The sequence below is a fragment of the Nitrospira sp. T9 genome (genome assembly GCF_052156535.1).
GTDB lineage: Bacteria > Nitrospirota > Nitrospiria > Nitrospirales > UBA8639 > Nitrospira_E.
This window is the reverse complement of sequence record NZ_JBQKUP010000019.1, coordinates 1-25,705: the sequence shown is the minus strand read 5'-3', so window position 1 is coordinate 25,705 and position 25,705 is coordinate 1. Positions and strand designations below refer to the sequence as shown.

Sequence of the window (25,705 nt, the reverse complement as noted above, 5' to 3'; positions counted from 1 at the left end):
CTCAGATCTGTCATACACCTTCCCACAACATGGAGACCATTTTTCCGTGAGTCCGCTTAGGAACTACGCAACCAGGTTAATCGTTGGTGATCATCCTCATATTGTGGGAGCCTATAGGTCAGATCGATTTGCACGACACGCTCCAGGCAGCGAAGCGCCGAGAGGTGATCTTTTCGCTCGATATAGACGGCAGCCAGTAGACGCAAGGCTCCTGCCTCCCCCGTTCTATGTCCCAGCTTGATGAAATGTTCAGTCGCATTATTGAGACAGGCCTCGGCCCGCGTAAGATTGCCCAGATGAAAAAATGTTTTCCCAAGTTGCCCATAGGTGGTAGCCAGGCCGTCTTCATTTCCGACTTTGCGGTGGTAGTCTAAAGCCGTGTGAAAGGCTTGAATGGCAGGTTCGGACCGATGTAACTTCAATTCTTGCAGGGCCAGATTGCTATATAAAATTCCCAAAGCCCGGTCATGGCCTAAAGGGGTTAAATAATCTATAGCTTCCAAATAGAACGCGTGAGCCGTTTCCGGTTCACCCCTATCGGCTTTGAGACTTCCTAAATTTACCAGGGTTTCCCCGATGGCATGCCCTTCCTGCAAGGTTCGTTGAATTTCCAGGACTTCTCGATAACAGGCCTCGGCTTGTTCATAGTGTCCTAACAAGGCGCTGACATTTCCCAGATTACCCAAAGCATCTGACAAAGCCTTGGGTGATCCCAGCTGTCTTGCCTCTGCGGTAGCCTGTTCATAGCACTCACGCGCTTTTGACAGATCGCCACGATGAAGAAAAATTTCGCCAAGACGAGAAGCAGAGCTGGCCATGATAGCAATGAAAATCCCGTAACAATTGTTCAGTTCTCAAACGAAAACCGGTAAAACATACATCCTGCCCGACTCTCTAGGCTTGTACCTGCCTGAAAACCTATGACACGTAAGCGCGCCTCAGCAAGATTACATCATTTGTCTGACAAGGATCAGGGAGACCTCACCGGATCGAAGGGCTATTGCGACATTCAGTCTGAAAAGCGTCCCAACTATATTGGTTTGTCCGAATCCCACTCGGCCTAAAAACACAACAGCCGAGTCCAGACATCTGAACTCGGCTGTTGTGAGAAACTCAAAATAAAAAGGCAGGGCCCCGCCTTTTCATTCATTCAAACCAACCGGCTTAGAGAGGGGAAAGCCGACAGGATCATGCCTAGAGAAGGGTACAGTTACTTTTTAACCCCCAAGATCGCATCTTTAGCCGCCTTGGCTACGCGGAACTTCACGACACGTTTGGCTGGGATTTTAATCGCAGCTCCAGTTTGGGGATTTCTGCCCATTCTGGCTTTTCGGTGTGCAAGGACCAACTTGCCAATTCCAGGTACCACAAATGCATTTTTGGCTTCCTTGTAAGCCAACGCGGCAAAATCATCAAGAATTTGCGTGGCAATTTTCTTGGTAACATCCGCTTTTTTAGCCAGGTGATCGGCAATCTGCGACTTTGTCATGGCCTTTCCCATACACATTTCCTCCTCATTTGAATTGTTTTAGTAAGAAACACCATTTGTTGATTCTAAAATTCCAAGGAAGGGTTGCCTTGTCTGTCATTTTGGAAGAAGGGTTTAACGCGGGAACACCTCTCCCTTCTGTCACAACGGCGGCAGAGTCTACCGAATGCCTCAAAAACTGTCAACAAAAAACAAGCCCAGTGCGGCGAATATTCTTTTGTCATAAGTTTCCCAATGACTTTTCTGTCTTGCTGCCTCGGGTTTTGTCACGGTAAAGTAGCTGAAATACACATTTTAATTACTTTAATCATTCGTGCAATTGGCACAACACACACGAGGCATCGATCATGGCAAAAGAATTACCTGTTATCCCATTCCCCAAACAATCAGAATCCTCAGAACAAGAAGAACTGATATATTCCAGGGTGTTTTGCACGAGGGAGGATAGCCCACCCCTGAAGTTGCTCCTGGACTTTCTCAAATCCAAAAATCAGGTTCCACTCATTCCCAAAATGGACCCGGCCGCCCTGGAAGATTGGGACTGGGTCCATGTATCCCTTGGGTATAGCCGGGAGAGAAAGCCCATCCGCTTATTTTGCTTGCGTGACCGGGGTACCTATCAGGACGTGTTTGAGGGAGAAAAAACCGCATTTTTTAACCGCATATCTGTCTTTGATGATATCGAAGCCGAGATTGCCCGGGAATGTATTTCAAAAGCCCGCTTCATTGCCACCACCCAAATGGTGAAAAAAGATATGACTGATGAGGGCTATGATTTTAACGGATGGATTCTGGAATTTTTTCAAGAAAACTGCAATGGCATTGTGCAAATCGACGGACAGGGATTTTATTCTCCGAAGGGCGAACTCATTGTGGACTTGGAGGAAGTCGCGGAATCTGGGGATGATATAGCGCCTACACCCAAGACTGATACCCAAACATTGGCATAGGACACATTATAGTTCAATCCTGCTCTGAAGAAGAGCCTCACGAAGAGCTTGATCCGAGGGCCAAGTCCACGCAATCCGGAAAAGTCCGTTGCCTCATACCCGGAAGTCCATTGCGATAGGCCCAGCCATCTTTCAACACCTCCAAAAGAGCTCCGTATTCAAATCGCGACGGGTCCTCAACCACATCTTCCCTGCAGATCAGGATATCGGCGCGTTTCCCTTCCAATAGTGTTCCTGAATCGGTTTGTCCAAGTTGATCCGCCGCCAACCCCGTCGCTCCGAACCATGCTGCCAGAGGCGGTATGCCCTCTGCGATCAATGCCACCAACTCCATGTAATTCCGGCCATGCATATCGGGTAATACCGGATCAGTGCCAGCCAACAGTTTGAGCCCGCTAGCTTGCGCAGATTTGACTGCCTGAGCATGGCTCTCTGCCACCTGCTGAACTTTGGCGCGAATGAAGGCGTTGAACCCCTCTGACTGAGCCAATTTTTGCCCCACCCATGCAGTCGGAGTCACTACACACCCCTTCGCATAGGCCAATTCGGCCAGATCCTCATTCATAAAAGAAATGTGTTGGATATCCTTCACTCCAGCCTGAATGGCCAACTTGATACCATTTCGACTATGGGCATGGGCCGCCACATACATCCCTCGCCCAGCCGCTTCGTCACAGATTGCTTCCATTTCCTCAAGAGTAAAATCCCGATGCTCCAAATGGTCGGTAGGAGACACCACACCCGGGCTGGCACAAATTTTCACAAGATCGCCCCCGCAGGCGGCAATCTCTCTTACCCGCTTTCGGCATTCCCACGGCCCATCGACGATACTGGACGGACGACCGGGACCAGCAGGCCACAAACGGGAAAGCTCCCCGCAGCACCGGTCCGGCCCTCGAAAATCCGCATGTCCTCCAGTAGTGGAGAGCATGCATATGGCCAACTTGAGACGTGGACCTAACATCACCCCCTGATCCACGAGTCGTTTCAGAACAGAGGTGGCTCCACCCACATCCCGCAGAGTCGTCACGCCTCCCTGAACGAGGGTGCGATATAAGATACGTTCAGCCCAAAACGGGGCCTCCGGTGAATTCATTCGGTCCAGTTCACCACTTCCCACTCCCCAAAGTGTCACATGCCCATGACAGTCGATAAGTCCTGGGGTGACGGTATAGGTTGCACAGTCGATCCGATGAACATTAGATCCCTGAGGACGAGCGGGGTTATGAGGAGAAACGGCCTTGATGGTTCCATCATCTATCCACACATCAACTCGTTCGTGAATAGACCTGGTTGTTGCGGACGTCCCATCATAGAGTTTGTGTATATTTGAGAGAACAATCATCACATTCCTCTCTTCTAGATATAAATCTCATGAATCCTCCACTTTGTCTTTACCGTATATCCGTCAATATCTGCAACACATTCGATCAGGCTCCTTCCTGGACGACTCCTCCGGACAAGCAGGGGATGTTCGGCGCCCCCTCTGAGCGTCCCTTATTCTGGTCGCGTTCATTTTTTAACACCTGGTAATAAATCACATCGATAACATTTGGCGGCATTGAAATTTTGCGGATTCATAATAAACATGATAATCTTCGAAGACATTGACTTATCTCTTTCTCTATTCATGAGAGACGCATTTGTCAGTTATGTTTTCTTTCGGAATACCTCTCGAAGTTTTTCACCATTGGTCTAAAACTAGAAATCATCATTTCCTCAATACGGTTATCGCAACAAATTTCCCATCCGCTTGAGGGATAACCTTCACATCACATGAGGTGTAGCCAGGCATGACCACGTTCGCCAACCGCCATATCGGATCCAGTGAGAGCCAAATTCAAGAAATGTTGGGAGCGCTGGGGCTCTCTTCACTCAATACCCTTATGCAAGGCACGGTTCCGCAGGAAATTCGCCTCGCCCGATCCTTGGATTTGCCCCCGGCACAATCGGAAGAAGAGGTGCTTGCTGAACTCCGCCACCTCAGCGCACGTAATCAGGTCTATCGATCATTTCTCGGCATGGGTTATTACGATTGCCTGACCCCACCGGTGATTGGACGGAATATTCTGGAAAATCCCGCCTGGTATACCCAATATACGCCCTATCAAGCGGAAATTGCCCAGGGACGATTGGAGGCTTTACTCAATTTCCAAACCATGGTCGCCGATCTGACTGCGCTTCCCCTGGCGAATGCCTCACTGCTAGACGAAGCCACGGCAGCGGCGGAAGCCATGAGTATGTGTCGGGCACTCAGCACCCTGCAAGGACGTACATTTTTCGTCGCGGAGGATTGTCACCCGCAAATCATTGGCGTCCTACAGACTCGGGCCAAGCCATTGAATATCTCAATTTCCATAGGGAATCCAGATATATTAAATTTTTCAAACGATGAGACCTTCGGCATTCTCCTCTCCTATCCGTCCACGGACGGCACGCTCCGCTCCTATGAAGCCCTGGCCCAGAAGGCGCATGAAGCCGGGGCACTCGTCGTGGTCAGTACGGATCTTCTCGCCCTAACCCTCTTAGTGCCACCCGGAGAATGGGGAGCGGATATTGCGGTGGGGTCATCGCAACGATTTGGGGTCCCGCTGGGCTATGGCGGTCCCCATGCGGCATTTCTGGCCACAAAAGATTCTTTTAAACGAAACATCCCAGGCCGGATGGTGGGAGTATCTAAGGACGCACATGGCCAAACGGCATATCGCCTGGCCCTCCAAACCCGGGAGCAACATATCCGGCGCGATCGAGCAACGAGTAACATTTGTACCGCACAAGTGCTGCTGGCAAATATTGCCGGCATGTATGCGGTCTACCATGGGCCGGAAGGATTAAAAAACATCGCCACCAGTGTTCATCACCTCACTGCGCTCACAGCCGAAGGACTTCGTCGCCTGGGATGTCAACTCGACTCCAATGCCTTTTTTGATACCCTCCGGGTTCGGTGCCCGCATCTGAGCCCGGCCCAAATTATGAAGAAGGGTCAGCAGAGTTTCATCAATCTTCGACAATTTCCGGATGGGTCCTTTGGCATCGCGTTGGACGAAGCGACCACCATCACAGACGTGAGTCAGCTCCTGACCCTTTTCACCGACAATCCACCTCTTCCCTTCTCCTTAAACGATCTGGCCGAACAAGTCGGTTCCTCCATCCCAAGCACCTTTCAGCGACAATCTCCTTTTCTCACACATCCTGTTTTTCACGACTATCATTCCGAGCACGAATTGCTCAGATATATGTATCGGCTCCAATCGAAGGACCTCTCCCTCGTCCACTCCATGATTCCCTTGGGGTCATGCACCATGAAGCTTAATGCGACAGCGGAGATGGTTCCCGTGACATGGCCGGAATTCAGTCGGATGCACCCCTTTGCTCCAAGTGACCAGGCGGAAGGGTATCAATTGTTGTTTCGGCAATTGGAGGCATGGCTCGCCGAGATCACCGGATTTGAGGCTGTTTCACTTCAACCCAACGCCGGCTCTCAAGGAGAATATACCGGATTGATGGTCATTCGGGCCTATCAAGAGGAGCGAGGGCAGAAAAAACGGAATATCTGTCTTATTCCGGTTTCCGCGCACGGGACCAACCCCGCGAGTGCGGTCATCGCCGGATTGAAGGTTGTCCCTGTCGCCTGTGATAGCCATGGAAACATTGATATTCAGGATTTAGAAGCCAAGTCAGCCCAATACCATGACACCCTCTCCTGTTTAATGGTGACTTACCCATCTACCCATGGCGTATTCGAAGAAGGTATCCGCAAGGTTTGTGAAATCGTGCACACGCATGGAGGCCAAGTGTATTTGGATGGCGCCAATATGAATGCCATGGTTGGCTTGGTGCATCCGGCTGCATTCGGGGCGGATGTGTGCCATCTCAACCTGCACAAAACTTTTTGTATCCCCCACGGTGGCGGAGGCCCAGGGATGGGCCCCATTGCCGTCGCATCGCACTTGGCCCCCTTTCTACCAGGTCATCCCCTGGTACAGGTGGGAGGACCAAAAGGTATCGGGCCCATCGCCGCTGCCCCGTATGGCAGCCCGAATATTCTTCCCATCTCCTGGGTCTTCATTAAACTCATGGGCGGAGAGGGACTCACCAAAGCCTCACAAGTGGCCATCCTCAATGCCAACTATATGGCCAACAAATTGGATAAATATTATTCGATGCTCTATGCCGGCAAAAATGGGATGGCGGCCCACGAATTTATTTTAGATCTTCGCCCTTTCAAAAAATCAGCGGACATTGAAGTGGAAGATGTGGCCAAACGGCTCATGGATTTCGGGTTCCATGCTCCCACGATTTCATGGCCGGTCCCCGGCACTCTGATGATCGAGCCAACCGAAAGTGAATCTAAGGCGGAGTTAGACCGGTATTGCGATGCGCTCATCCTGATCCGCCAGGAAATTGCCGAAATTGAAGCAGGTCGCCTCCCTCGCGACAATAATCCTTTAAAACATGCGCCTCATACTATTGAGACCATCGCACAATCCGACTGGCCGCACCCCTATTCCCGTGAAACCGCTGCATTTCCCGCCCCCTGGTTACGGCAGCACAAATTTTGGCCATCTGTGTCGAGGATTGATAATGTCTACGGAGACCGGAACCTAATATGCACCTGTCCCCCCATGGACACCTATTCATCCTAGGAGCCTGTCGGGCTTAGGGGATCGAGAGCGAAAAATTGACTGAGCGAGGCCAGATTTTGACGATTTCGCCGGCCCATAGTGGGACTATCGTCCAAGAAATCGGCGAAATATGGGCCGCTTAGACACTTTTGTAGCCGATTCATCCTAAGTCCGACAGGCTCCTAGACTTCCTCTAGGCTTTTCATCGACCATTGGATAGCCCGTTCCTATTCTTGATGGAAACAGCATCCAACCACATGAAAGCCTCCAGCCCGCATCATCTGCTCATCGGCATGCTTTTGGGCATTGTCGTCGGCATTCTCCTGGGTGGGCTTGCACCATCCATCGGATTGAGCCTCGCATTTATCGGTGACCTGTTTTTACAAGCCTTGTTCGCGCTCGTCGTCCCCTTGGTCATGAGTTCAATGATTGTCGGCATTGCCAGCTTAGGCGATGTGCGGCAACTCGGATCTATTGGCCTTCGCACCATCCTATTTTTCATGACCACGACTGGACTGGCGGTGTTGGTCGGTTTGATCTTGGTCATCGTCATTCACCCTGGAACACCAACCGAACAAGCCGGCCCTGACACATCAACGGTACAGACCACAAGCCTGTCAGAACGCATGGAAGACAAACCCACCACTCTGAGTGATTTGTTTAAATCCATCCTCACGAGCTTAGTCCCCAAAAATTTATTCGCGGCCATGGCCGAAACTCAAATCCTGCCGCTGATCGTCTTTGCCTTGGTCTTTGGTGGCGTCCTCACCACCATTGGCGAAAAAGGCACGCTAGTCATTCGGGTCTTTGAAGGCATCAACGAGGCTATGATGGCCATCGTTCACCTACTCATGTGGGTCGCCCCAATAGGCATCGGCGCCTTGTTAGCTGGGAGATTAGGCGAAGCCGGAGGGTTCACCGGATTTGGTCCCCAATTGGCGAGCTTAGGAACCTATGTAGGTACAGTGCTCCTTGCCTTAGCCATTCATGGCTTGGTCATGCTTCCATTATCTTTACAATGTCTCGGTCAACGTTCAGTTCCAGCTTATGCCAAAGCCATGAGTACCCCACTGATGACCGCCTTCTCAACCAGCTCCAGTTCGGCCACCCTACCCCTCACGATGGAAAGCCTGATTGAGGAAGCAAAGGTTTCTCGACGGGTCGTGAGTTTCGTGGTTCCCTTAGGAGCCACCATCAACATGAATGGGACCGCACTCTATGAAGCGGTTGCCGCCATGTTTATCGCACAAACCTATGGAATTGAAATGGGGTTGGGAGAAACCATTATTGTACTGCTTACCGCCACCCTCTCTGCGATAGGCGCTGCAGGTATCCCAGAGGCCGGACTCGTAACGATGGTCATTGTGCTCAAAGCCGTGGACCTGCCAATTGAAGGAATTTCCCTGATCTTGGTGGTGGATTGGTTTTTAGATCGTTGCAGGACCACAGTCAACGTCTGGGGCGATGCCGTCGGCGCCGCGGTGATTGATCGCTTTGAATCTGCTACCAAAACATAAATTTATTTCTAGCCGCCCTAGCCACACCTTTCGTTTCTCCATCAACTTAAACTTTTACTGAATCAGCATTGTTCCCGTGAGGCAAGACCTGCCAGATATCGTATTTCAATACCTGACCACGGGCATTTTCTAAACTACGCCATGAATCCTATCTATAACTCTGAATTTTGATTAATATCAAGACATGTCTTTTCATAGGAATTAGTAATGGCCTATTAGTCTTTACCCCAATGTAATCGGAGTTTTAAGTGGCTTCACCTATTCCAATAGGAAAACGTTGGCAACCATTCTTCAATGTAAAAACACTTGGGCAGTATCACTTTGATCTTCAATTGGTTACTTTGGACGATATTGACAGCACAACACTTAGTGCTCTGAAGGGCAAGGAACCAGAAGCTAGAAATAAAACCCTAACATTAGCTGCTCACGAGTATACGCATTGGTTAGATCATGTCGGTACTTTATGGGGACGTAATATTCTTTGTGCGTACTATTGTGGGCTCGTGGCCCGTGAAAAAAATGACCCTGCTATGTTTTTCAAAATAGTAGAGGCTAACAAACACATTAATAGAGTCTCCTCAAGCCGTTACTACTTCACTAAAGGACCCAAGTGCAGCGAAAGGCCACCATGGCGGTGGACGCTTTCTCTTGGCTCTCGTTTTGATTTCTCAGGGAAATTCGATCACAACAGTCCAATTCCTTTCATACGATTTTTTAAGGGCAGCACTGATAATCAGAAGTCCTTAATTGCTCGAATGCCTATTTCTCAGGCTTCATTAGCCGAAGTTAGGGCCATGTACTCCGAGTTCCTCTGGATAATCGAAGAATGTAGGGGAGTAAATCATGATGCAGCATTGGTTAATAAGAATATATTTATGAAGGATTATAATTCTAAATTATATGATCCAGATTTCCTTGTTTATGTAACATCACTCCATCTTTTAGCCAATCACTGCGGTTCAACAGATCTCTTTTCAATATTTCCCTATTCTTCAGCTCTTTCTGGATTGGCACTGAACTTTCCTACCTCTTTAATTTCTCGTATCAAGATTCCCCCCAACTGGGAAATTTGGAGACAAAATGAATGGAAAATTGATCGCCTGCAAGCAATATTGGCTAGTCACGATCGTGATTTCATATACGCAATACTTTGTTACCATGCTCAACCACCAGTCAGTCAGGATGTACCCCAATGGATCAATAGGGTATTAACATCTGCGATGGATCTAGACCTAGAGGTCGTGACACAGGAATGGGAAAAAAAGTTTGAGGAGGAGACCTCTAGAATCTTAAAACAGGTCTCTCATCCAATTTTTTCAAAGTTAGTGGAAATCGGTGGCCAATGGGGGAAAAAAGTGGGATTATTGGGACAATTAGATCCTATAGTAGACGCCGTTAATGGCAAAAGTGAACTACCGCTTCCAGATGCCATTACAAGTGATTTTGAGCCATGGAATCCAGGAGATTCTCTATTCCACATAGACGGCCGGTCCACAATTGAACGTAAAGATTATTTATTAGAAATGCGAAACAAGATGGATGAGTTTTTTGAAATTTGTGGAATCTAAATATTAGGGAATTTTCTAAATTAATTTCTGGTCAAGTATTGGCTTCATATATTTATATTTTGATTCCGGCCAGCCCTTGAGCCGAATCGCTTGCGCCGCCATCTCGCGTCCATTCACCATTTCCCTCCTCACCCTTCCTCTTCCCAATGTCCGACGCCTGCTGGCCGGCCCTAGGGTCGGACGCTCTTTATATTCGGCGGGCCTTGTTTGAGCGGAGCGAGTTGGACCGCTCTTCAATCCTGCGTCAGACCCCTCTAATGTGGCCGGACTGGGCGTCAATGGTTTTGCCTACTTTTCCCGAAAGAAAAGTAGGTCGCCTCCCGGGGCGAAACCCGGCATTCTCAGAGCCCCTTGCGATCTTCTCGCGGAATAGTCAGCTTGGCATCAAGAAAATCCTGGTGACTGAGATCCATGCCTTTCGCAATGCTTCGAATTTCCTCAATCTCCACAAACGAGGTCTGTTCGGCCGCATTGGCCACTTCAAATAAACAATGGAGAAACTCTTTCCGTTCAGTCCTCGTCGTTAATTCCTTAAAACGTTTCACCAATCGTACGCTATCCAACCCCCGGAAAATCCGGTGATGACTGATTTCCGCAACCAGTTGTGCCTGTTCGTCTGTTAATGACCAGTGACGTTTAAGTACAGCGCTCATGGCCGTGGTTTCTACTGAATCCACCACATGATCAACGCCGGCTACTCGTGCCATCAATCCTGCCGCCAGACACAGCTTGCGAATCTCAGCATCAGGGAGATCAAAGGTGATGCCCCGATCGCGCAATTCCATCGTGACCTGGAAATAAATGGTGTTTTTAATGAAATCTTCCAATCGACTTTCACGATCATGCTCGTCGGTATAACGCTGCCCCCGCAGATTCAATATTTGGCGAAATGGTCGTCGAAGATGTTCTAAGAACCCGCTACTCCCCTCCTCAAGATCGGCCCTAAGCTGTTGGACCACTTCTGTTTGTTGATCCCCACCTGATGTTTCTGAGGACAGAAGCTTTCCAATCGTCGCTAAAGCCAGAGCTTTATCCTCTGCCGATCCCATACGTCCTAGCACCCGATGTAAAAGACGTTGCCGTTCTTCCTCGCTCACCGGGGAAACCATATACAGCTCCAATTCCATCCATTCCTCTCCGGAAATATCCGGCAATTGAAACAAGAGTTCTTTTAATCCGTTCACTTCGGTGGACGACAGTTTCCCATCAGCCCATGCGGCACCGATCAACAGTTTACCAAGTTCAAGAATAAAGCTTTTATCGACCATCCCTATCCTCCTTTTCTGTAGACTCTAGGCGTAGCATACCTGTAACTCACCAGGCTCGCCTGCCTCGTCAACAAGATTCATAATGATGTGGGAAATTCTAGGGTCAGTATACCGAAGGGATTCCAGAGGCTAAAGAACCCAGTGAAATGAGGAACAAGCGGCAGCCCCGACACCGACCGAAAACAACGCGAAGATACTTATGAATCACCGGTGAAACCATGGGAATCCAGAATTGCTCTCAACACATCTTTCCACGTGACAATACCCAAAACTTCTCCACCAATGGTCGTGATGGGGAGGCAAGAGACCCCTCGGGCTAACATCAGTTCAGCCGCTTCCTGCAAAGAGCAGGATGAACGAACCGTCACCGGATGATGCGACATAATTTGATGGACACGTTTATTAAGGGTCGCTCGATCCCGGGTGGTTTCCGACATCGTTCCGACAAACGGACTGACGGCTTTCAACATATCCCGGTCGGAAATTATTCCCACTAGCTTGTCATTGTCCACGACGAGTAGATGATGAAAGGGGACTTTCTTGAAGATATCCTTGACCACCTCAAGTGGATCATCCATCTCAACGGTCACAACTCTGGACGTCATAATTCTGGCGATTACCCTGGTTCTCGTCTCTGACTCCACCTTACGAAGTCCTCATGGTATAGGGTGACTGAAATCAGTCCTTTCCACAATACTTGGCCGTCAGCTGCTATAGCCGTCACCCTTCCTATTCGGCATTCTAGAAATAAAAGTTTACAGGGGGTTTTTTACTTCATCCCATCAACATTGCAATGGGCAAGGGGGCGTCAATCATGCGGAAAACCCTTCTGTCCGCAGGATTCCACAGAGCGGTCCTTGGAAGAATCCCGGGCCAGGACTGCGATTACCTACCTCACTTGTTACACAATTTCAGCAATCGCACAGTAGGCTCATTGCCCTGTTCACCTCAGGAAGGGGCCATTCCTCCCTCCGGTCTTCCCACACCGTACGTCAATTCATCATGTTGCAGATTCATGGGATCTTTACACCCGCCGCCCGTTGGAGTTGAACTGAAGATTCATGTCGATAAATGGGGCAGGGTACTCAGCAGTTCTTTCACAAGGCGCACCAGATCATTCAGGAGAAAAGGCTTGGGGAGTGTGCGGGTTGCACCAAACTCAGCCGCCTCTACCAAAAATCCTAAATCACGGCTCCCACCTCCCGACATGGCAATCATCAACGGAGGAGAGGGTGTCCCAGCAAGTACCCGTATTACTTCTAGCCCGTCCATTTCAGGCATGAGCACATCAGTAATGACCAGATCAACGGGACTCTCATGATAGAGCCTTAATCCCAGTCGGCCATCGGAGGCAGTCTGAACATCATAGCCTTCCATTTCCAATCGATCCCGCAAGGTTGAACATAATTCGTGGTCATCATCCAGGAGTAAAATTTTCGCTTTCACATATCCACCTCACCAGGGTTTCGATACCGTTTCCTCCCGACGCAACATTGTATATTTTTTGTGGGTGTCGTCGGATTTCATGGTCAAGAATTTTATGCCATTTTCTCACAAAAGGCCTTTGAGAAACCTATTGTTTACCTGCCCGGGACACCAACGCCAGAAGATCCTGAAAATCGAACGGTTTTGACAGAAGCGCAAAAGCCCCTGCTTGCTTTGCTTCCTTTTCAATTTCCTTTGTCATATTACCACTCACGAGTATGACTCGCACGTCCTGTCCCTTCACACGATAGGACAGGGCTTTGAGAAAATCGAGCCCATTGATAACGGGCATATGATAATCTGATATGATGATATCCACGTCGAGGCCTCCATCCAATAAGACCAGGGCCTCCCGACCATCCTCGGCTTCCTTAGCTGTAAAGCCGTGACTCTCCAAATACAGACGCAAGGCCTGCCTGTAAGGCCGGTCGTCTTCAATTAATAGAATGGGTTTTTTCATATGGTACGCCCATGGAATAGCCACATAGGTGTCGGGGATCGCTCCTTGGCCTGCGACCTCGCCTATCGTTCCCAGGTTCATGAATCGCTACCTGATAAAAAGGTTATCAATCAATTGGTCCCAGTTCCGCCCAACTTCCTTTATAAGCAAAAGTATTGCCAAGCTCTTCCTGCCATATCTTTCAATAAATTCTTAGAAGTAACACATTGAAATTAAAAGTAAAATTTTCTTAGCGCTCTACCCGTTATCTATTAGGAGTGAGGAAAGTCCCAATTCAGTTATCTAAATGGATAAGGGGCGTATCCCTTGTGATGCTTGTAGAGCAATGCATTTAGAAGATGCTCTCCTAAGGAAATATTTATCATCTTTCCTAAAACCTCCTTGGTTTCAGAAAGGAGAAGACGTCTCTACCGATGAGACGGGGTCACAGTCCTTTAATCCAGTAAAACCTGAAAGGGGTCCTTTTGCCGAACATGCCTCTCATTTCTCATTTGATACCCTATGAGAAACTTGCTAAAAGAAGTCTCCACGTTCTCTGCATCCAACCCTAACTTTTGATTGCCCCTGAAGCATGAAAGCCAATTTCTCTCAATTTCATCCTGACCAATTTTCGTTTGCCGAGGATCCGGTGTTGATACTGGAAGATTTTTGGAGTCAGGAAGAACGGAAGGTTGTTCGGGAAGCCATGGCACAATCGAAATGGATTGCCCTGGCCGATATGCCACCCGTGGCTCGAGCCTTTCCCAATTGCGGAAATTGGCAGAAATCGGACATTGGCTCTTCCGATGCTGCCCACTTTATCCAACGGGTCGGAATGTCCTGCATTGCCGCCTACATTGAATCCTTTCCAAACATAAAAAAGCGGCATGTCAATTTTAACTATTTTTCGTATGGGGCGGGTGATTGTCTTCCAACCCACGACGATACCGACGACCTCTATACCTATGCCGAGGGCCGTCGACCGCCAACTCGTCGTCTCGCCTTGGTCACCTATTTCCACGAGGAATGGCATCCGGACTGGGGAGGGGAACTTATCTTGTATGGTCCTCCCGCGAACTCAAAAAAGAATACGTCTTTACAGGTGACACATTGCATCCCCCCATTGCCGGGATCATTGGCCATCTTTGCCGTACCTCGACAACATCGGGTCTGCCGGGTAGACGTACTTGCTGGAGACCATAAGCGTCTCTCCATCGCCGGATGGTTCATGACAGAACATTAAAACACCTCACACCACCCAGACCTTTTTCAGTCCTATCATTTCTACTCCGGAAGGGATCACACTTTAAGGCTGTGATGCAGCAGGGCCTTCCCAGCTTGAAAATCCTGCCGTGAAAGTTCACAAAGTGCCTCAGTTGGGTGAGACGTTGCCGTACCCTAGCGAACTGCTGAAAAACTCCAATTTTTTCTGAGAGCTTATTAGGATCAAAAATTTCACGAACTTCCCTGAGCGAAGCAGGATGTTCAAAAAGGCCCGCCTAGCAAGGCCGGGAGGCCCCCATTATAGGCGGAAGTATCTGAGGACTGGCCACACAGTCACATTGGGGATTACAATCGCATAAGGGCTTCTTTGGACAAGAGGGATTGGAAATACTGCTTTCGGAATTGCGTGCAGATGGTGCCATTCCAAGCTTCCGCCGGCGGTGTCAGATATCTGAATTTCAAGGAGATGCGCAATGGATAATGTATCAGACTATATTTTTGTGACTAACGTGATTCCTCAACATATTTGCCAGGAAGTTCTAGAGGAAATTAAAAACAAAGAGTGGAAACCCCATACCTGGTATAACTATTCAGCCGATAATTTCAAATCCGAGCCTGAAAAAGAATTAGATACCCTCAATACCACCCAAGCCTTACAGGATACGTTAGCCCCGTTTATTTGCCAATCCGTCGAAGAATATATGATAAAGTTTGCGAAACAAGAAGATGAACGCATTAAAAGTTTTATCCAAACCTTCACGCCCATACGGTTTAACCGGTACCGCACCGGGACCATGATGAGGAAACATTACGATCATATTCATTCGATTTTTGACGGGAAATATAAAGGCATCCCCATCTTGTCCTTATTAGGGGTGCTGAACGAGGGCTATGAAGGGGGCGAATTTTTATTCTCTTCCGACTATGAGGTGAAGCTTAAAACCGGGGATATGCTCGTTTTTCCCTCGAACTTCATGTATCCACATGAAGTCAAAGAAGTCACGAAAGGGGAGCGATACACGTTTGTGGGTTGGGCATTTTAAATTGTGCGACTTCAGGAGATCGCAACAGTCCTGACTTCCCCGATGGCCTCAATAACTCGGTGCAGATGATCCATTCCACCCTCCTCTTTGGGGCGACCTCTATTCTTGGTTTCAACCTCGCCAGATTATTTCCGGAAACCATTCTGCCGTTTATCTCCCCGGGCAATTCTTCGAAATCGGTTTGTGAGTGGCCGACCCTTCAGTTGGAAAATTCAGATTGGGTGGAACGCACCTTGGCTCAGTATCAGCCGAAAGTCCTGTTGTATTGCCATGCGGTGTGTGATGTGCCGAAGTGTGAAGCCGACCCCGATTGGGCGCATGAGATCAACGTCCAACATCTCCGCCGGGTGGTGGAGAAACTACCAGCCCATATCCGATTGGTGTATGTGTCCTCGGACCATGTTTTTGGAGGGGATGGGGAGTACCATGAATATTCTCCCCCGTGTCCCATTAGTGTGTACGGCCAGACCCGTGTCAACGCAGAAAAGCTGGTCTTGAATCGACACGGGTCACTGGTCATTCGGACGGGTCTGGCGATTGGCCCTTCCCCTAACGGGCGCACAGGGCATCTGGATTGGCTTCGATACCGCACGCAACAACATCTTCCCATTACCATTGTTGAGGATGAATCTCGCTCAGTTGTATGGGTGACGGATCTGGCCAGACGCGTTGTGAAATTCGCACAAAGCACTGAGACAGGCATCCGGCACATCTCCGCCACTCGGGCTGTATCGAGAGTGGAATTGGCCAATCATTTGATGTCGATTTTGGGAGAACCTCCCGCTTTCCGTTGCGAGAGCCGTCATCAACGGCCGGCCCCCCATCTGGGCCGGGTGGAATTAACCAGCGCCTATTCAGATAGCCTTTCTTGGCCCTTGGCAAGCGTCCTGGATGGCTGAATAATCTACAAAAATATAAAATTAATTGATTTTGTAAAAGAGTATTGCTCTACGCAGAATTGATTCGAAATGATGCGACAAAACTTTCTGGCGATGCCAGGTTTTTTAAGATTTTTAACTTTTTATGCTATCGTGACTGGCCTCTTTTCTCCTCTAGCCTTCTACTATTATTCTGGATTGGTATTAGATGGTCCATATGGACAATTCGTGAGCGATGCAACCAGATTCCTGTTGCTGCCATTTGGGGCGTCTCTTTCTTGGTGCGGCTATCTCTTTCTTACGAAAACTCCTTTTGCTAGACAACTCTATCTGGGTACTTGGAGCATTTGGCTCTTTTTCATGTGCCTTTTTTCTTTTCTTTATATGGGGACTGGAAAAGCTATTTTTTCTCCAAGTTTTTTGGGAACCATCGGCTTCTCATGTTCCCTTATCACGTTGATTGCCTGGTATTTGTTCTGTAAACATTCTGTCATTGCGTACTTTTTACCGCCCTGTCCAAAAAAATGACTTGCCAGTAAAAAGAGCTCAGCGCCCCAAAACCGTTGCCTCAATCCTTCCAATTTAGTGTCTGGTGGCTGAGGGCTTGTTTAGAAGTAAAAAAAGGAACAGCAAACATAACGGCCCGAATAATCATACTCAGGAACAAAAGGTTCCGAGGCGTAGGCCAATAGTGAACTCAACATGATTTGTGCCTCCCCAGTCATGCCAATCCCAAAGCAGGCCGTCATCTAGATTTTCTTACAGATTAAGCCTGAGGCACGCCAACCGCTCTAACTAGCTAATCAAAAAAATTCGGCTAAAGCACAGATGCCTGGTTTTTGAAAAATTGAACTGTGGGATTCAACGGCGTTCCAGCAGTTTCTTCCTAATTGTGTGGCGGGTGTACCCAATGCGAGGAGTCCGGACGCTTTCGATCAATCTATAACCGGCTAGACGGATGAAGAATGGGAGGCTAGAAATACGAGCTGCAACCCGATGATTGTTTTGGCATCACGAATGGTGCCGTCCTGAATACCGGCCAACGCCTTTTCAAGCGGCCATTCCACCACGTCCAACACTTCATCGTGGTCCAAATTCTGGCGTCCTTCCTTCAGATCCGTTCCCCGATAGATATGGATGACTTCATCCGTAAATCCTGGAGCGGTCCAAATACTGGTGAGCAACTCCAACTGACCGGCCCGATAGCCAATCTCTTCCTCCAGCTCGCGTGCTGCACAGATGAGCGGGGCTTCCTGAGGATGTAGTTTGCCCGCGGGGATTTCATAAATAAATCCTCCCGCTGCATGGCGAAATTGCCGAATGAGAATAACAGTACCGTCACCTTTAACCGGCACGACAGCCGAGGCACCAGGATGGCGAATGACTTCTAATTGGGTGGATTGCCCATTGGGCAATTGCACCGTTTCGCGGTTGAGAATTAAGACTTTTCCGGCATAGATATGTTCGGTGAACAAAAGGGGTTCTCGTTTCAGTCAGAATGAGTAATACTACAATAGCGCTTTAAGATTTTGGACGTTTGTAAAACGGAAGCGTGACAGTCTTGGCTTGTACCCGCTTTCCACGAATGTCGATTTCAAGCGACATGCCTTCCTTGCGCAGTTCAGGGGGCACATATCCTAAGCCAATCCCTTTTTGCAAAATTGGCGAAAAATTTCCACTGGTGACCTTACCCACCAATTGTTCATTGCTGAAAATAGTCATATCGTGGCGGGGAATACCGCGTTCCACCATTTCAAAGGCGGCAAGCTGACGAGTGAGACCATCTTTCTGCTGTTTGCGTAGCGCGAGGTGCCCTTGAAACTCGCCTTTATCCCAGGCCACTACCCACTCGGCACTTGCTTCCAGCGGGGAGGTGTCCTCATCCATATCGTTGCCATACAGCAAGTAGCCCACGTCTAATCGCAAAAGATCCCGCGCCCCTAGCCCTGCGGGCTTGGCTTCGAATTCCGCGCCGGCCTTCAATAGTCGATCCCACGCGGAGACCGCTTGCGCCGCAGGCACATACCATTCATATCCAAGCTCTCCGGTATATCCCGTTCGACTAAGTAACCCGGAAAACTCCGCGCCCTCCAGCGCCAAACAATTCCGGGGCTTCAGGGCTTCGATTGGCATTCCTATGAGGTTTTGCATAATGGCTTTTGATGCCGGCCCTTGAATGGCAATTTGAGCCATCTCTGTTGATTGATCACGAATGATCGCCCGCGGAAATTTTTCCGACTGATGCTTCAAGAACCATTGGAGCATCTTTTCCCGATTGGAGGCATTGACGCAAACCAAAAACGAGGAGGACCCGGTTCTATAGACAAACACGTCATCGAGAATGCCTCCGGAGGATTGACAGACCATGCTATATTGAGCCTGCCCTTTCTGGAGGCGACTGACGTCATTGGTACTGACCCATTGAAGAAAGGCTTCAGCCTGGTCCCCCGATACCTCGATGCGTCCCATGTGGCTGACGTCGAAGAAACCAGCCGACTTCCTGACCGCAAAATATTCCTCAAGGACACCAGTATATTGAATGGGCATGAGCCAGCCGGCGAAATCCACCAGCTTGGCATTGAGCGCACGATGGGCGGGAACAAGCGGGGTTTCGTTCATCAACGCAGATCGAGCAATTCGACTTCAAAGATAAGAGTGGCATTGGGGGGAACCGCTGCTCCGGCCCCTCGGGAACCGTATCCTAATTGAGGCGGGATTACCAATTTGCGGATACCACCGATTTTCATCCCTTCGACGCCCTCGTCCCAACCCTTAATCACCTGGCCCGCTCCTAATCGAAAGGAAAAAGGTGAATTACGATCTTTAGAGCTATCGAATTTTTTTCCGTCGGTGAGTGTTCCCGTGTAATGGACGATGGCGGTTTCTCCCGGATGGGCTTCACGCCCGGAACCAATGGCGAGATCGACATACTGTAATCCAGAAGGCGTGGTCATCATCGCTTCTTCCGCAGCCTTCCCAGACAGAGGATTCAATACAAATATAATGAGGAGGAGGATCCAGGATCCTATAATAAATACGGGTAATCGAAGACCTGATTGTAACATCATACCGTTTTTCATGAACCTCTCTCTTTGCTAGAATGAAACGTATCCAATACCATGCCCGTTTTTGATGGGCGAGACATTTCTTCATAAAACAGCGCCATACTGGCCGTATACCCATGCAAAAAATTCTTCCCGCTTACGGGACCAATTTCTCCACCTGCAAAGAATCCCGCTATCGGAATGGTCCCCATTTGTTGTTGCAAAGTGGACACATCATGGTGAGGAGTTTCGAAAAATCGCCTCCCACGGCCATTACAACTAAATAACAACGCGCCCTTAGGCAGACCGTCCGGATGGGTCACTCGCTCCTTCGATAAAAGTAAATGGAAGTCTTCACTCGCGGCATGAGCATCCCGCACATGGAACTGAATCGTCTGGCCCTCCTGGACAAAATCTGCGATGGCGAGACTCCCAGATTGTCGATCGGCTCCTAACAGCCCGCGGATCAAAAAGTCCCCTTGGCCGAATTCGTGGCGATGTTCATCCATGGCAATGCCCACTTGCAGCCCGTGAGCCACTTGTTGTTGTTCGTGTTCATCTAACGCTTTCAAGGTGGTTTCCAATCGTTCCAATGGCGGGATTCCCCCAAGCTCCTGAATGATATTCCGATCGACCTTGGTCACAACATACCGTTCACCAATAGGTTGACACCCTTGAGACACCACCGTCCGGATTTCCAATCCACCCTTAACAGCCACGCCGACGACCCCGGATCCCATAATGTCTCGATTTAAGACCAGGCGGCTTTCCCCGACATCCATGCCTCCACTCGAAATTCCTCCAATAGCGGATGATCCTGGAGCATGCTCCTCCAACAGGGACAATAATTCATCTATGGGGGTAGAAAACGGATCGGCAAAAAGGAAAAACGTGTAAGGATGGGTGGTGGCTTCTAATGCCACAGGCCAGCCAGCCAATGACGCTTCCTCACCCTCTGAGTTTGGCGTTAACTTGAAGGGCACCACTCGCATATCGGTGCTTCTCAGGCCCCAGAGCACCAGACCAGGATGTTCCTCAATTTCCTGATTGCCCCCAATTACCCCTTGTCCCATACACCCCACCAGTGCCTGAGGACGAAGGTTCTGGTGGATGATTTCGACCATGCGTTGAATGTCTGAGGAATAATGGGGAGAAAAAAAGACAAATGCGAGATGACATTCCGCCTGGCCTAATGCCTCATACACTGATGCGGCTACCGCCTGAGCGGCAACTTCGGGATGAGCTTCTTGGGAAAGGGCAACGTGACACTGCATCATAATTCAATTGTTTCGAAGTCTAGCAATCCCCGCCAAACGATGTCCATGAAAGAGATTTGGTGAATTTTTGTCCTCTTTTCCTAACCCGTCCCGATAAAACCAAAGAACATTAACCCCTGACCTAAGTTGCTTACTGAATTGTGCGACCATAGGCATTGAAAATCAAACGGAGTCTTTCAACAGAGATGGCCTCAAAACGTCGCCCATCTCTTCCTGTCACCGTTGTGGCTTGCAGCAGGGCGTTGAGAATGGCCTCTTCCGTGGCCTCCACCGTGGCTTGAAACAAGGGATTGATATGGGTATCGGCAAGATGTGCCATAAAAAATGTCCGGTGTTCCGGATAATGAGGAATAACATTGCCGGTGGAAAACGCCAGGACAAAATCTCCACTGCCATGATGGGAAATGGACCCGGTTCGCGCCAAGCCTATGGTAGCCCGGCGCGAGAGTCTAGACAGTTGGCGTGCATCAAGCGGAGCATCCGTCGCGATAATGATGATAATGGACCCGCTGTCCTGCCGTCTTTGAGGGGGGACCTCTCCCGGAAGCTCGTCCAGAGCTGGCACGATCGATTCTTCGGGGTCTTTGCGTGAAACAATTGGCAGGTCGGTATTATAAACTTGGCCCACCGGCACTCCCGCGATCGTTAGTTCATGACGACGGCCATGGTTAGCATTTACTAAGACGCCGACACGATATCCTCCATCTTCAGATGGAAGCACTCGAGAGGCGGTACCAATGCCACCTTTAAATTGATAGGACACCATCCCCGTCCCTGCCCCAACTGATCCCTCTGAAACAGGACCTCTTGTTGCCGTTTCCAGGGCGTGAACCACATCTTCCGGAGACACATGCCTTCCCTGACTATCATTCAGTCGGCTATCGTCACATTCAGCCACCACAGGCGTGAGCGTATCATCTGTTATCCCAATGTCGGGATACCGCTGAATCATCCAGCTCATGACGCCATCTGCCACACGAGGGACATTCAACGTATTCGTTAACGCGATGGGATATTCTAAAAACCCTGATTCCGCGACCCAGGCCAATCCCGTCATTTCCCCTGTCCCATTTAATACAAACGCTCCTGCTGGAACTTTATGATGCCAAACATCTTCACGCGGAATAATGACCGTCACACCGGTCCGAACAGGGCCTTGACCTACCTGCAAGGCCCCCTCGCCTTCATGAATGGTGACATGTCCTACTTTCACCCCTTGGACATCGGTGATGGCATTCATTTCCCCCGGAGCATACCGGCCTATAATGATCCCAAGATCTTGCACATGGGGGCGGGGTTCTACCAAATCCTGGGAGGCAGAAGGATTGGCCAATACCGCAGAGCCAGTCCATGCCCAGCCAATTCCTAACATGCTAAAAAGATAGGCCTGAACACCCTGATTCAATTTCGGAAAACGCATATTGCCAGTCCTACCTGTCCTCCAACCCATTCACCAATAGCAGGGAAGAGTCATTCACACAATTGATTAGGGAAAGGACGGGAATATCCAGGAATGCTCTTTCTCATACATATGGTAAGCCGTTTCTTGAAATCCGAGGTGGGCATAGGCCTGTTGGGCCCGATGATTTTTCTCCTCCACATAGAGGCGATATCCACAAACGGGTTCCTTGTTCAAGTAGGCTTGGCTTTGCACATACTCATAAAGCTGCCGAAAGATTTGCTGTTGACGCTGATCTGGATGCACGTACACACTTTGAAGCCACCAAAAATTCCCGTTTCGCCAATCGCTCCACTCAAAGGTGACCAGTATCTGCCCAACTACTATAAGTCCGCCACCAATAAGAGACTTTTCTGCAACTGCATACCATCCCTTACCCGAATCTTTGAGAATTGCCTCTATACCCGACTCAAGAATCCGCACATCTAATGCGCGATTTTCAGTTTCCCTGGCTAAAGCCAAGTTGAAACCCACAATAGCATTCAAATCGGACATGGTTGCCCGTCTGATTATCACCGGGGATGACCTATCCATTTCCAGGTCAACGATCCTTCGTCGGAACATTTGCTGGTGACAACCATCCCGGTCGGGGGCGGTAGAGTCCGGCTGAAAACTCCATTTTCATTGCCTCTTCTGGTGGTAACTGAATTCGATTCACACTCTCTTCTGGGACAAAGGCCAGATAGCCGGTAAACGGATGGATTGCTGTCGGAACAAAGACCATCCTTAGAGTTCCTTCAGGGGCAACTTGTAGCCTGGGTGGAGGTAATCCCATGTCAAACCCTAAAGCCCAAAGCCCCTCACGAGGAAACGGAAATGCGACGACTTTGCTTTGGCCAAATCGATCGCGGAATTTGAGGACATCCGCCATACTTTTAAGGGTATAGTAAATACTACGCACAAAGGGAATACGCTCCAAAGAATCTTCCAATTTTCGATGGATTTGCTGCCCAAGTAAATGGGTCGTTCCCATGCCCACCCAGAGGACAAGAAGACAAAAAAAGGTGATCCCTGAACCTGGAATCCTTACGCCATATAACGCCCACACAATGTCAACCGTCATATGCTCTAAGGCTTCGAGTAGCGTATAGAGGATCAATAAGGTCCCCCAGGCTGGAATAATAAGAAATAAACCAGTCAGGAGATATCGTTTGAAAGTATGGTCAGTAAGGGCAGGCATAAAATAGGTTGAGCTATGAAATGCGAGCAGTCTACCAAAAACCTACTCACTCCGCAGCATCAGAGACACAATGATTTGTGCGCTCAAAAATACGAATTTTCTGAAAATTTCTTGCTACAAAAGAAGGCCAGTGCTAATCTTCATTGGGAGAAGAGTCCGTCAATTTGCTGGCACGTATTGAAAGGAATCAGATGGTGCACCCTGAGGATACAATTAAAGGGAAAGGTGAGATTGCTACTGACCTCTTGGCAATACTCTGTTGTCCGGAGACAAAGCAAGAGGTGTGTTTATTGGATCAAACCGTTGTTCAACGACTGAATCAAAAAATCTCAAAAGGAGAATTGAAGACGAAGGGAGGTCAACTCGTCACTGAACAAATTGATGGAGGACTCCTTCGAAAAGACAATACTGTGGTCTACCCTATTCGTGATCAAATTCCCATTATGCTTATTGAAGAAGGCATTCCCATAGAGAAATCCGATCTCTCATCAATGTAAGGTTTTAGCCCTCACCGAATTCTAAGAATAAAGCGGTAATTATTTTTTGGGAATAGACTTTTTATAAACCTTGTGTACTCCGACCTCCTTTTTTAAACCACCATAGAGATCGACCAATCTGGACTACCACATAGATAAAGACTCCAAAAAAAATACCATAATACCCATAAGATTCAATTGGCCAGTTCTGTCCACCATGCAGAAGAAATCCCAATGCCACATGGGCCCCCAACCCTAAACATAAGGCTAAAATAATCCACTCACGGACCATTGTTTTTCGAGACAACCCCATGTTAGTTCCGAGTATTCAGTACAAAGAGCAGAGCTTGGACCATTCCTGGAATGGTCCAACACTGATGGGCAGGCAATTATACAGGGCTTTTCGTTGATTCGATTTCCGTGGCAGTGATTAAACTGATGAGATAATCAGTTACAAAAATTAGGGCTTCTTCTCTTCCATCCGCGCGACGCCCTTTTTCCCTACGTTGTATGGAGAGTTCATGTTCCAGATCTGACTTAACATCCCCTAATAACTTCTGAAGGGATGCTGTCGTCAGGTTCATATCCACATCCTCTAATTCTTGACAGCGGTCTAAAACCCAGTTAAGCCCTTCTACCCGACCAAAATACCGTTCTTGTTCAGCCGCATCAATTCTGGCCATGGTTGAGGCAAATGCTTGTCCTTCATAAATCAAGTTGTAAAAACTCGCCACGGCACGATGTAAAATTGAATTCATTATCCGTTCCTCACAAAAAAATTATTGTACTCTCTTTTGATTATATACTGCTAATCAGAATCCTTCTAGGACTTTTTCATTATAATTGTACAACAAGGTTGCTTTTTTTATTGCTCTGGGGAGCTCAGGTAAATAATAAAGGATGAAATTCGGCCATAAACCCATAATACAAGGGTGCAAATTGCTTCAGGCTATTGGGACTATTTTCTTTAAGCCGTTTAAAAAAGAAAACCTGGAGAGTTGGATCCATTTTCTCCAAAAGTTTCCCTAACTCCGACATTGAGAATTTACCTTGCGGAACACTTAAAATATAGTGAACCAGACGTTCCACAAATTGATGCATAACATATTCACTGTCCATATATTGTTTTGGAATTTCGCCATTTTTAATGATTTCGGCAAAGGATACAGCTTGAGCCGAAAACGGGATATCTTCTATTGTTTTTACAAGTTTCGTCACGCTTCTTTATAACCCCACCTTGGCCTCATCGCCCAAGAAATCAACATTTTCAAATAGTTAATTTGTAATTGTATCAGGGGTTCCTTGTATATCAAAACATTTATACCGATTTTTTTACAACAATTTTTGAAAATATTCTTCAAAAGTCAAAATAATTGAAAATTTTTCAAACCATTCCACCAACCAATTCCGTTTTAAACCAATTTTTATCGATTAACTAGGTAAGCCCAAAATTTTATATATTGCCACTTCATAAAATTTTCCGGCCAACGTAATAGAAACCGGATACCTCATCTCCTAATCAAGCCAGTTTCAATTCAAAACATCTCAGTTCATTTATAAATTTCGAGCTCTTCTCTACAAAAAATTATACGGCACCCCAGAAAAAAAAGAGCAGGGGGCGACGCATGTCGCCCCCTGCTCTTCGGGTTCCCCTCTGGGCTCCCTGCTTACAGCCAGTTCACCCGCTCCGCCGGGCGGATGTAAATCGGCTCTTCCACTTGCTGCCGCACCGCTTCCTTGCCCGATTTGTTGAACCCCAACACCGTGTCGTTGTACATCTCAA

General features: G+C 48.4%; 26 protein-coding genes. 9 read left to right on the top strand and 17 right to left on the bottom strand.

Features of this window, described 5'->3' with window-relative positions:
• Window positions 1-56 precede the first annotated feature (56 nt).
• Entirely contained in the window at window positions 57-818 is a 762-nt protein-coding gene (locus ACTRXD_RS01510; RefSeq protein WP_442430112.1) for a tetratricopeptide repeat protein, read from the bottom strand.
• Between the two features lie 392 nt (window positions 819-1,210).
• A complete protein-coding gene (locus ACTRXD_RS01505) occupies window positions 1,211-1,501 on the bottom strand; it encodes an HU family DNA-binding protein (protein WP_312645035.1) in 291 nt (96 codons plus the stop codon).
• 335 nt (window positions 1,502-1,836) lie between these two features.
• Here ACTRXD_RS01505 and ACTRXD_RS01500 point away from each other — a divergent pair, with 335 nt between their 5' ends.
• Window positions 1,837-2,439: a hypothetical protein gene (locus ACTRXD_RS01500; protein ID WP_442430111.1), complete on the top strand. Its 603-nt coding sequence runs from the start codon at window positions 1,837-1,839 to the stop codon at window positions 2,437-2,439.
• Between the two features lie 37 nt (window positions 2,440-2,476).
• On the opposite strand, the gene ACTRXD_RS01495 is transcribed toward ACTRXD_RS01500, so the two are convergent.
• Complete coding sequence (locus ACTRXD_RS01495) at window positions 2,477-3,784, bottom strand: amidohydrolase family protein (protein ID WP_442430110.1); 1,308 nt, start codon at window positions 3,782-3,784, stop codon at window positions 2,477-2,479.
• Window positions 3,785-4,232: 448 nt separating this feature from the next.
• On the opposite strand from ACTRXD_RS01495, the gene gcvP reads away from it, so the two are divergent.
• The 3 genes from gcvP (at window position 4,233) to ACTRXD_RS01480 (ending at window position 10,149) form a co-directional block, all read left to right on the top strand.
• On the top strand, window positions 4,233-7,085 hold the full coding sequence (gene gcvP / locus ACTRXD_RS01490) for an aminomethyl-transferring glycine dehydrogenase (RefSeq protein WP_442430109.1): 2,853 nt from the start codon (window positions 4,233-4,235) through the stop codon (window positions 7,083-7,085).
• Between the two features lie 236 nt (window positions 7,086-7,321).
• Window positions 7,322-8,581: a dicarboxylate/amino acid:cation symporter gene (locus tag ACTRXD_RS01485; protein ID WP_442430108.1), complete on the top strand. Its 1,260-nt coding sequence runs from the start codon at window positions 7,322-7,324 to the stop codon at window positions 8,579-8,581.
• 248 nt (window positions 8,582-8,829) lie between these two features.
• Window positions 8,830-10,149 carry a hypothetical protein gene (locus tag ACTRXD_RS01480; protein ID WP_442430107.1) on the top strand — a complete coding sequence of 440 codons (1,320 nt, stop codon included), beginning with the start codon at window positions 8,830-8,832 and terminating at the stop codon, window positions 10,147-10,149.
• Between the two features lie 341 nt (window positions 10,150-10,490).
• Here ACTRXD_RS01480 and ACTRXD_RS01475 read toward each other — a convergent pair whose 3' ends face one another.
• From ACTRXD_RS01475 to ACTRXD_RS01460, 4 genes are all read right to left on the bottom strand, one after another.
• A complete protein-coding gene (locus ACTRXD_RS01475) occupies window positions 10,491-11,417 on the bottom strand; it encodes a TerB family tellurite resistance protein (RefSeq protein WP_442430106.1) in 927 nt (308 codons plus the stop codon).
• 197 nt (window positions 11,418-11,614) lie between these two features.
• Window positions 11,615-12,022 carry a CBS domain-containing protein gene (locus ACTRXD_RS01470; protein ID WP_442430105.1) on the bottom strand — a complete coding sequence of 136 codons (408 nt, stop codon included), beginning with the start codon at window positions 12,020-12,022 and terminating at the stop codon, window positions 11,615-11,617.
• 454 nt (window positions 12,023-12,476) lie between these two features.
• The gene (locus ACTRXD_RS01465) at window positions 12,477-12,863 is read right to left on the bottom strand and encodes a response regulator (protein ID WP_442430104.1); all 387 of its coding nucleotides are present in this window, start codon (window positions 12,861-12,863) and stop codon (window positions 12,477-12,479) included.
• Between the two features lie 127 nt (window positions 12,864-12,990).
• Window positions 12,991-13,443: a response regulator gene (locus tag ACTRXD_RS01460; protein ID WP_442430103.1), complete on the bottom strand. Its 453-nt coding sequence runs from the start codon at window positions 13,441-13,443 to the stop codon at window positions 12,991-12,993.
• Window positions 13,444-13,933: 490 nt separating this feature from the next.
• Here ACTRXD_RS01460 and ACTRXD_RS01455 point away from each other — a divergent pair, with 490 nt between their 5' ends.
• The 4 genes from ACTRXD_RS01455 (at window position 13,934) to ACTRXD_RS01440 (ending at window position 17,014) form a co-directional block, all read left to right on the top strand.
• Window positions 13,934-14,584, top strand: a complete 651-nt coding sequence (locus ACTRXD_RS01455; protein ID WP_442430102.1) for a 2OG-Fe(II) oxygenase — start codon at window positions 13,934-13,936, stop codon at window positions 14,582-14,584.
• A 454-nt stretch (window positions 14,585-15,038) separates the two neighbouring features.
• Window positions 15,039-15,608, top strand: a complete 570-nt coding sequence (locus ACTRXD_RS01450; RefSeq protein ID WP_442430101.1) for a 2OG-Fe(II) oxygenase — start codon at window positions 15,039-15,041, stop codon at window positions 15,606-15,608.
• A gap of 65 nt (window positions 15,609-15,673) precedes the next feature.
• The gene (locus ACTRXD_RS01445) at window positions 15,674-16,507 is read left to right on the top strand and encodes an SDR family oxidoreductase (protein WP_442430100.1); all 834 of its coding nucleotides are present in this window, start codon (window positions 15,674-15,676) and stop codon (window positions 16,505-16,507) included.
• A gap of 69 nt (window positions 16,508-16,576) precedes the next feature.
• Window positions 16,577-17,014: a hypothetical protein gene (locus ACTRXD_RS01440; RefSeq protein ID WP_442430099.1), complete on the top strand. Its 438-nt coding sequence runs from the start codon at window positions 16,577-16,579 to the stop codon at window positions 17,012-17,014.
• Window positions 17,015-17,436: 422 nt separating this feature from the next.
• Here ACTRXD_RS01440 and ACTRXD_RS01435 read toward each other — a convergent pair whose 3' ends face one another.
• The 7 genes from ACTRXD_RS01435 to ACTRXD_RS01405 all read right to left on the bottom strand — a co-directional run bounded on the left by ACTRXD_RS01435 (window position 17,437) and on the right by ACTRXD_RS01405 (window position 23,446).
• On the bottom strand, window positions 17,437-17,961 hold the full coding sequence (locus ACTRXD_RS01435) for an NUDIX hydrolase (protein WP_442430098.1): 525 nt from the start codon (window positions 17,959-17,961) through the stop codon (window positions 17,437-17,439).
• Window positions 17,962-18,007: 46 nt separating this feature from the next.
• Window positions 18,008-19,105 (bottom strand): glycine cleavage system aminomethyltransferase GcvT, encoded by a 1,098-nt coding sequence (gene gcvT / locus ACTRXD_RS01430; protein WP_442430097.1) that lies wholly within the window; start codon window positions 19,103-19,105, stop codon window positions 18,008-18,010.
• Window positions 19,105-19,443 carry an FKBP-type peptidyl-prolyl cis-trans isomerase gene (locus ACTRXD_RS01425; protein WP_442430143.1) on the bottom strand — a complete coding sequence of 113 codons (339 nt, stop codon included), beginning with the start codon at window positions 19,441-19,443 and terminating at the stop codon, window positions 19,105-19,107. Before ACTRXD_RS01425 ends, gcvT begins: the two co-directional genes overlap by 1 nt.
• 119 nt (window positions 19,444-19,562) lie before the next feature.
• Window positions 19,563-20,807 (bottom strand): FIST signal transduction protein, encoded by a 1,245-nt coding sequence (locus tag ACTRXD_RS01420; RefSeq protein WP_442430096.1) that lies wholly within the window; start codon window positions 20,805-20,807, stop codon window positions 19,563-19,565.
• A 130-nt stretch (window positions 20,808-20,937) separates the two neighbouring features.
• The gene (locus ACTRXD_RS01415; RefSeq protein WP_442430095.1) at window positions 20,938-22,227 is read right to left on the bottom strand and encodes a DmpA family aminopeptidase; all 1,290 of its coding nucleotides are present in this window, start codon (window positions 22,225-22,227) and stop codon (window positions 20,938-20,940) included.
• A 66-nt stretch (window positions 22,228-22,293) separates the two neighbouring features.
• Window positions 22,294-22,800 carry a GNAT family N-acetyltransferase gene (locus tag ACTRXD_RS01410; RefSeq protein ID WP_442430094.1) on the bottom strand — a complete coding sequence of 169 codons (507 nt, stop codon included), beginning with the start codon at window positions 22,798-22,800 and terminating at the stop codon, window positions 22,294-22,296.
• Window positions 22,801-22,807: 7 nt separating this feature from the next.
• Window positions 22,808-23,446, bottom strand: a complete 639-nt coding sequence (locus ACTRXD_RS01405) for a DUF502 domain-containing protein (RefSeq protein ID WP_442430093.1) — start codon at window positions 23,444-23,446, stop codon at window positions 22,808-22,810.
• A gap of 191 nt (window positions 23,447-23,637) precedes the next feature.
• Here ACTRXD_RS01405 and ACTRXD_RS01400 point away from each other — a divergent pair, with 191 nt between their 5' ends.
• Window positions 23,638-23,943 (top strand): Trm112 family protein, encoded by a 306-nt coding sequence (locus ACTRXD_RS01400; protein WP_442430092.1) that lies wholly within the window; start codon window positions 23,638-23,640, stop codon window positions 23,941-23,943.
• Between the two features lie 61 nt (window positions 23,944-24,004).
• On the opposite strand, the gene ACTRXD_RS01395 is transcribed toward ACTRXD_RS01400, so the two are convergent.
• The 3 genes from ACTRXD_RS01395 to ACTRXD_RS01385 all read right to left on the bottom strand — a co-directional run bounded on the left by ACTRXD_RS01395 (window position 24,005) and on the right by ACTRXD_RS01385 (window position 25,140).
• Complete coding sequence (locus ACTRXD_RS01395; RefSeq protein WP_442430091.1) at window positions 24,005-24,235, bottom strand: hypothetical protein; 231 nt, start codon at window positions 24,233-24,235, stop codon at window positions 24,005-24,007.
• A 76-nt stretch (window positions 24,236-24,311) separates the two neighbouring features.
• The gene (locus ACTRXD_RS01390) at window positions 24,312-24,680 is read right to left on the bottom strand and encodes a hypothetical protein (RefSeq protein ID WP_442430090.1); all 369 of its coding nucleotides are present in this window, start codon (window positions 24,678-24,680) and stop codon (window positions 24,312-24,314) included.
• 124 nt (window positions 24,681-24,804) lie between these two features.
• Window positions 24,805-25,140: a hypothetical protein gene (locus ACTRXD_RS01385; protein ID WP_442430089.1), complete on the bottom strand. Its 336-nt coding sequence runs from the start codon at window positions 25,138-25,140 to the stop codon at window positions 24,805-24,807.
• Window positions 25,141-25,705: the final 565 nt, after the last annotated feature.

Excerpts from the sequence above, each read along its gene's own strand:
- ACTRXD_RS01510 (WP_442430112.1), bottom strand. The coding sequence starts at position 818 with ATGGCCAGCTCTGCTTCTCGTCTTGGCGAAATTTTTCTTCATCGTGGC.
- ACTRXD_RS01505 (WP_312645035.1), bottom strand. The coding sequence starts at position 1,501 with ATGGGAAAGGCCATGACAAAGTCGCAGATTGCCGATCACCTGGCTAAA.
- ACTRXD_RS01500 (WP_442430111.1), top strand. The coding sequence starts at position 1,837 with ATGGCAAAAGAATTACCTGTTATCCCATTCCCCAAACAATCAGAATCC.
- ACTRXD_RS01495 (WP_442430110.1), bottom strand. The coding sequence starts at position 3,784 with ATGATTGTTCTCTCAAATATACACAAACTCTATGATGGGACGTCCGCA.
- gcvP (WP_442430109.1), top strand. The coding sequence starts at position 4,233 with ATGACCACGTTCGCCAACCGCCATATCGGATCCAGTGAGAGCCAAATT.
- ACTRXD_RS01485 (WP_442430108.1), top strand. The coding sequence starts at position 7,322 with ATGAAAGCCTCCAGCCCGCATCATCTGCTCATCGGCATGCTTTTGGGC.
- ACTRXD_RS01475 (WP_442430106.1), bottom strand. The coding sequence starts at position 11,417 with ATGGTCGATAAAAGCTTTATTCTTGAACTTGGTAAACTGTTGATCGGT.
- ACTRXD_RS01470 (WP_442430105.1), bottom strand. The coding sequence starts at position 12,022 with ATGACGTCCAGAGTTGTGACCGTTGAGATGGATGATCCACTTGAGGTG.
- ACTRXD_RS01460 (WP_442430103.1), bottom strand. The coding sequence starts at position 13,443 with ATGAACCTGGGAACGATAGGCGAGGTCGCAGGCCAAGGAGCGATCCCC.
- ACTRXD_RS01455 (WP_442430102.1), top strand. The coding sequence starts at position 13,934 with ATGAAAGCCAATTTCTCTCAATTTCATCCTGACCAATTTTCGTTTGCC.
- ACTRXD_RS01450 (WP_442430101.1), top strand. The coding sequence starts at position 15,039 with ATGGATAATGTATCAGACTATATTTTTGTGACTAACGTGATTCCTCAA.
- ACTRXD_RS01445 (WP_442430100.1), top strand. The coding sequence starts at position 15,674 with ATGATCCATTCCACCCTCCTCTTTGGGGCGACCTCTATTCTTGGTTTC.
- ACTRXD_RS01440 (WP_442430099.1), top strand. The coding sequence starts at position 16,577 with ATGATGCGACAAAACTTTCTGGCGATGCCAGGTTTTTTAAGATTTTTA.
- gcvT (WP_442430097.1), bottom strand. The coding sequence starts at position 19,105 with ATGAACGAAACCCCGCTTGTTCCCGCCCATCGTGCGCTCAATGCCAAG.
- ACTRXD_RS01425 (WP_442430143.1), bottom strand. The coding sequence starts at position 19,443 with ATGATGACCACGCCTTCTGGATTACAGTATGTCGATCTCGCCATTGGT.
- ACTRXD_RS01420 (WP_442430096.1), bottom strand. The coding sequence starts at position 20,807 with ATGATGCAGTGTCACGTTGCCCTTTCCCAAGAAGCTCATCCCGAAGTT.
- ACTRXD_RS01415 (WP_442430095.1), bottom strand. The coding sequence starts at position 22,227 with ATGCGTTTTCCGAAATTGAATCAGGGTGTTCAGGCCTATCTTTTTAGC.
- ACTRXD_RS01410 (WP_442430094.1), bottom strand. The coding sequence starts at position 22,800 with ATGGATAGGTCATCCCCGGTGATAATCAGACGGGCAACCATGTCCGAT.
- ACTRXD_RS01405 (WP_442430093.1), bottom strand. The coding sequence starts at position 23,446 with ATGCCTGCCCTTACTGACCATACTTTCAAACGATATCTCCTGACTGGT.
- ACTRXD_RS01400 (WP_442430092.1), top strand. The coding sequence starts at position 23,638 with ATGGTGCACCCTGAGGATACAATTAAAGGGAAAGGTGAGATTGCTACT.
- ACTRXD_RS01395 (WP_442430091.1), bottom strand. The coding sequence starts at position 24,235 with ATGGGGTTGTCTCGAAAAACAATGGTCCGTGAGTGGATTATTTTAGCC.
- ACTRXD_RS01390 (WP_442430090.1), bottom strand. The coding sequence starts at position 24,680 with ATGAATTCAATTTTACATCGTGCCGTGGCGAGTTTTTACAACTTGATT.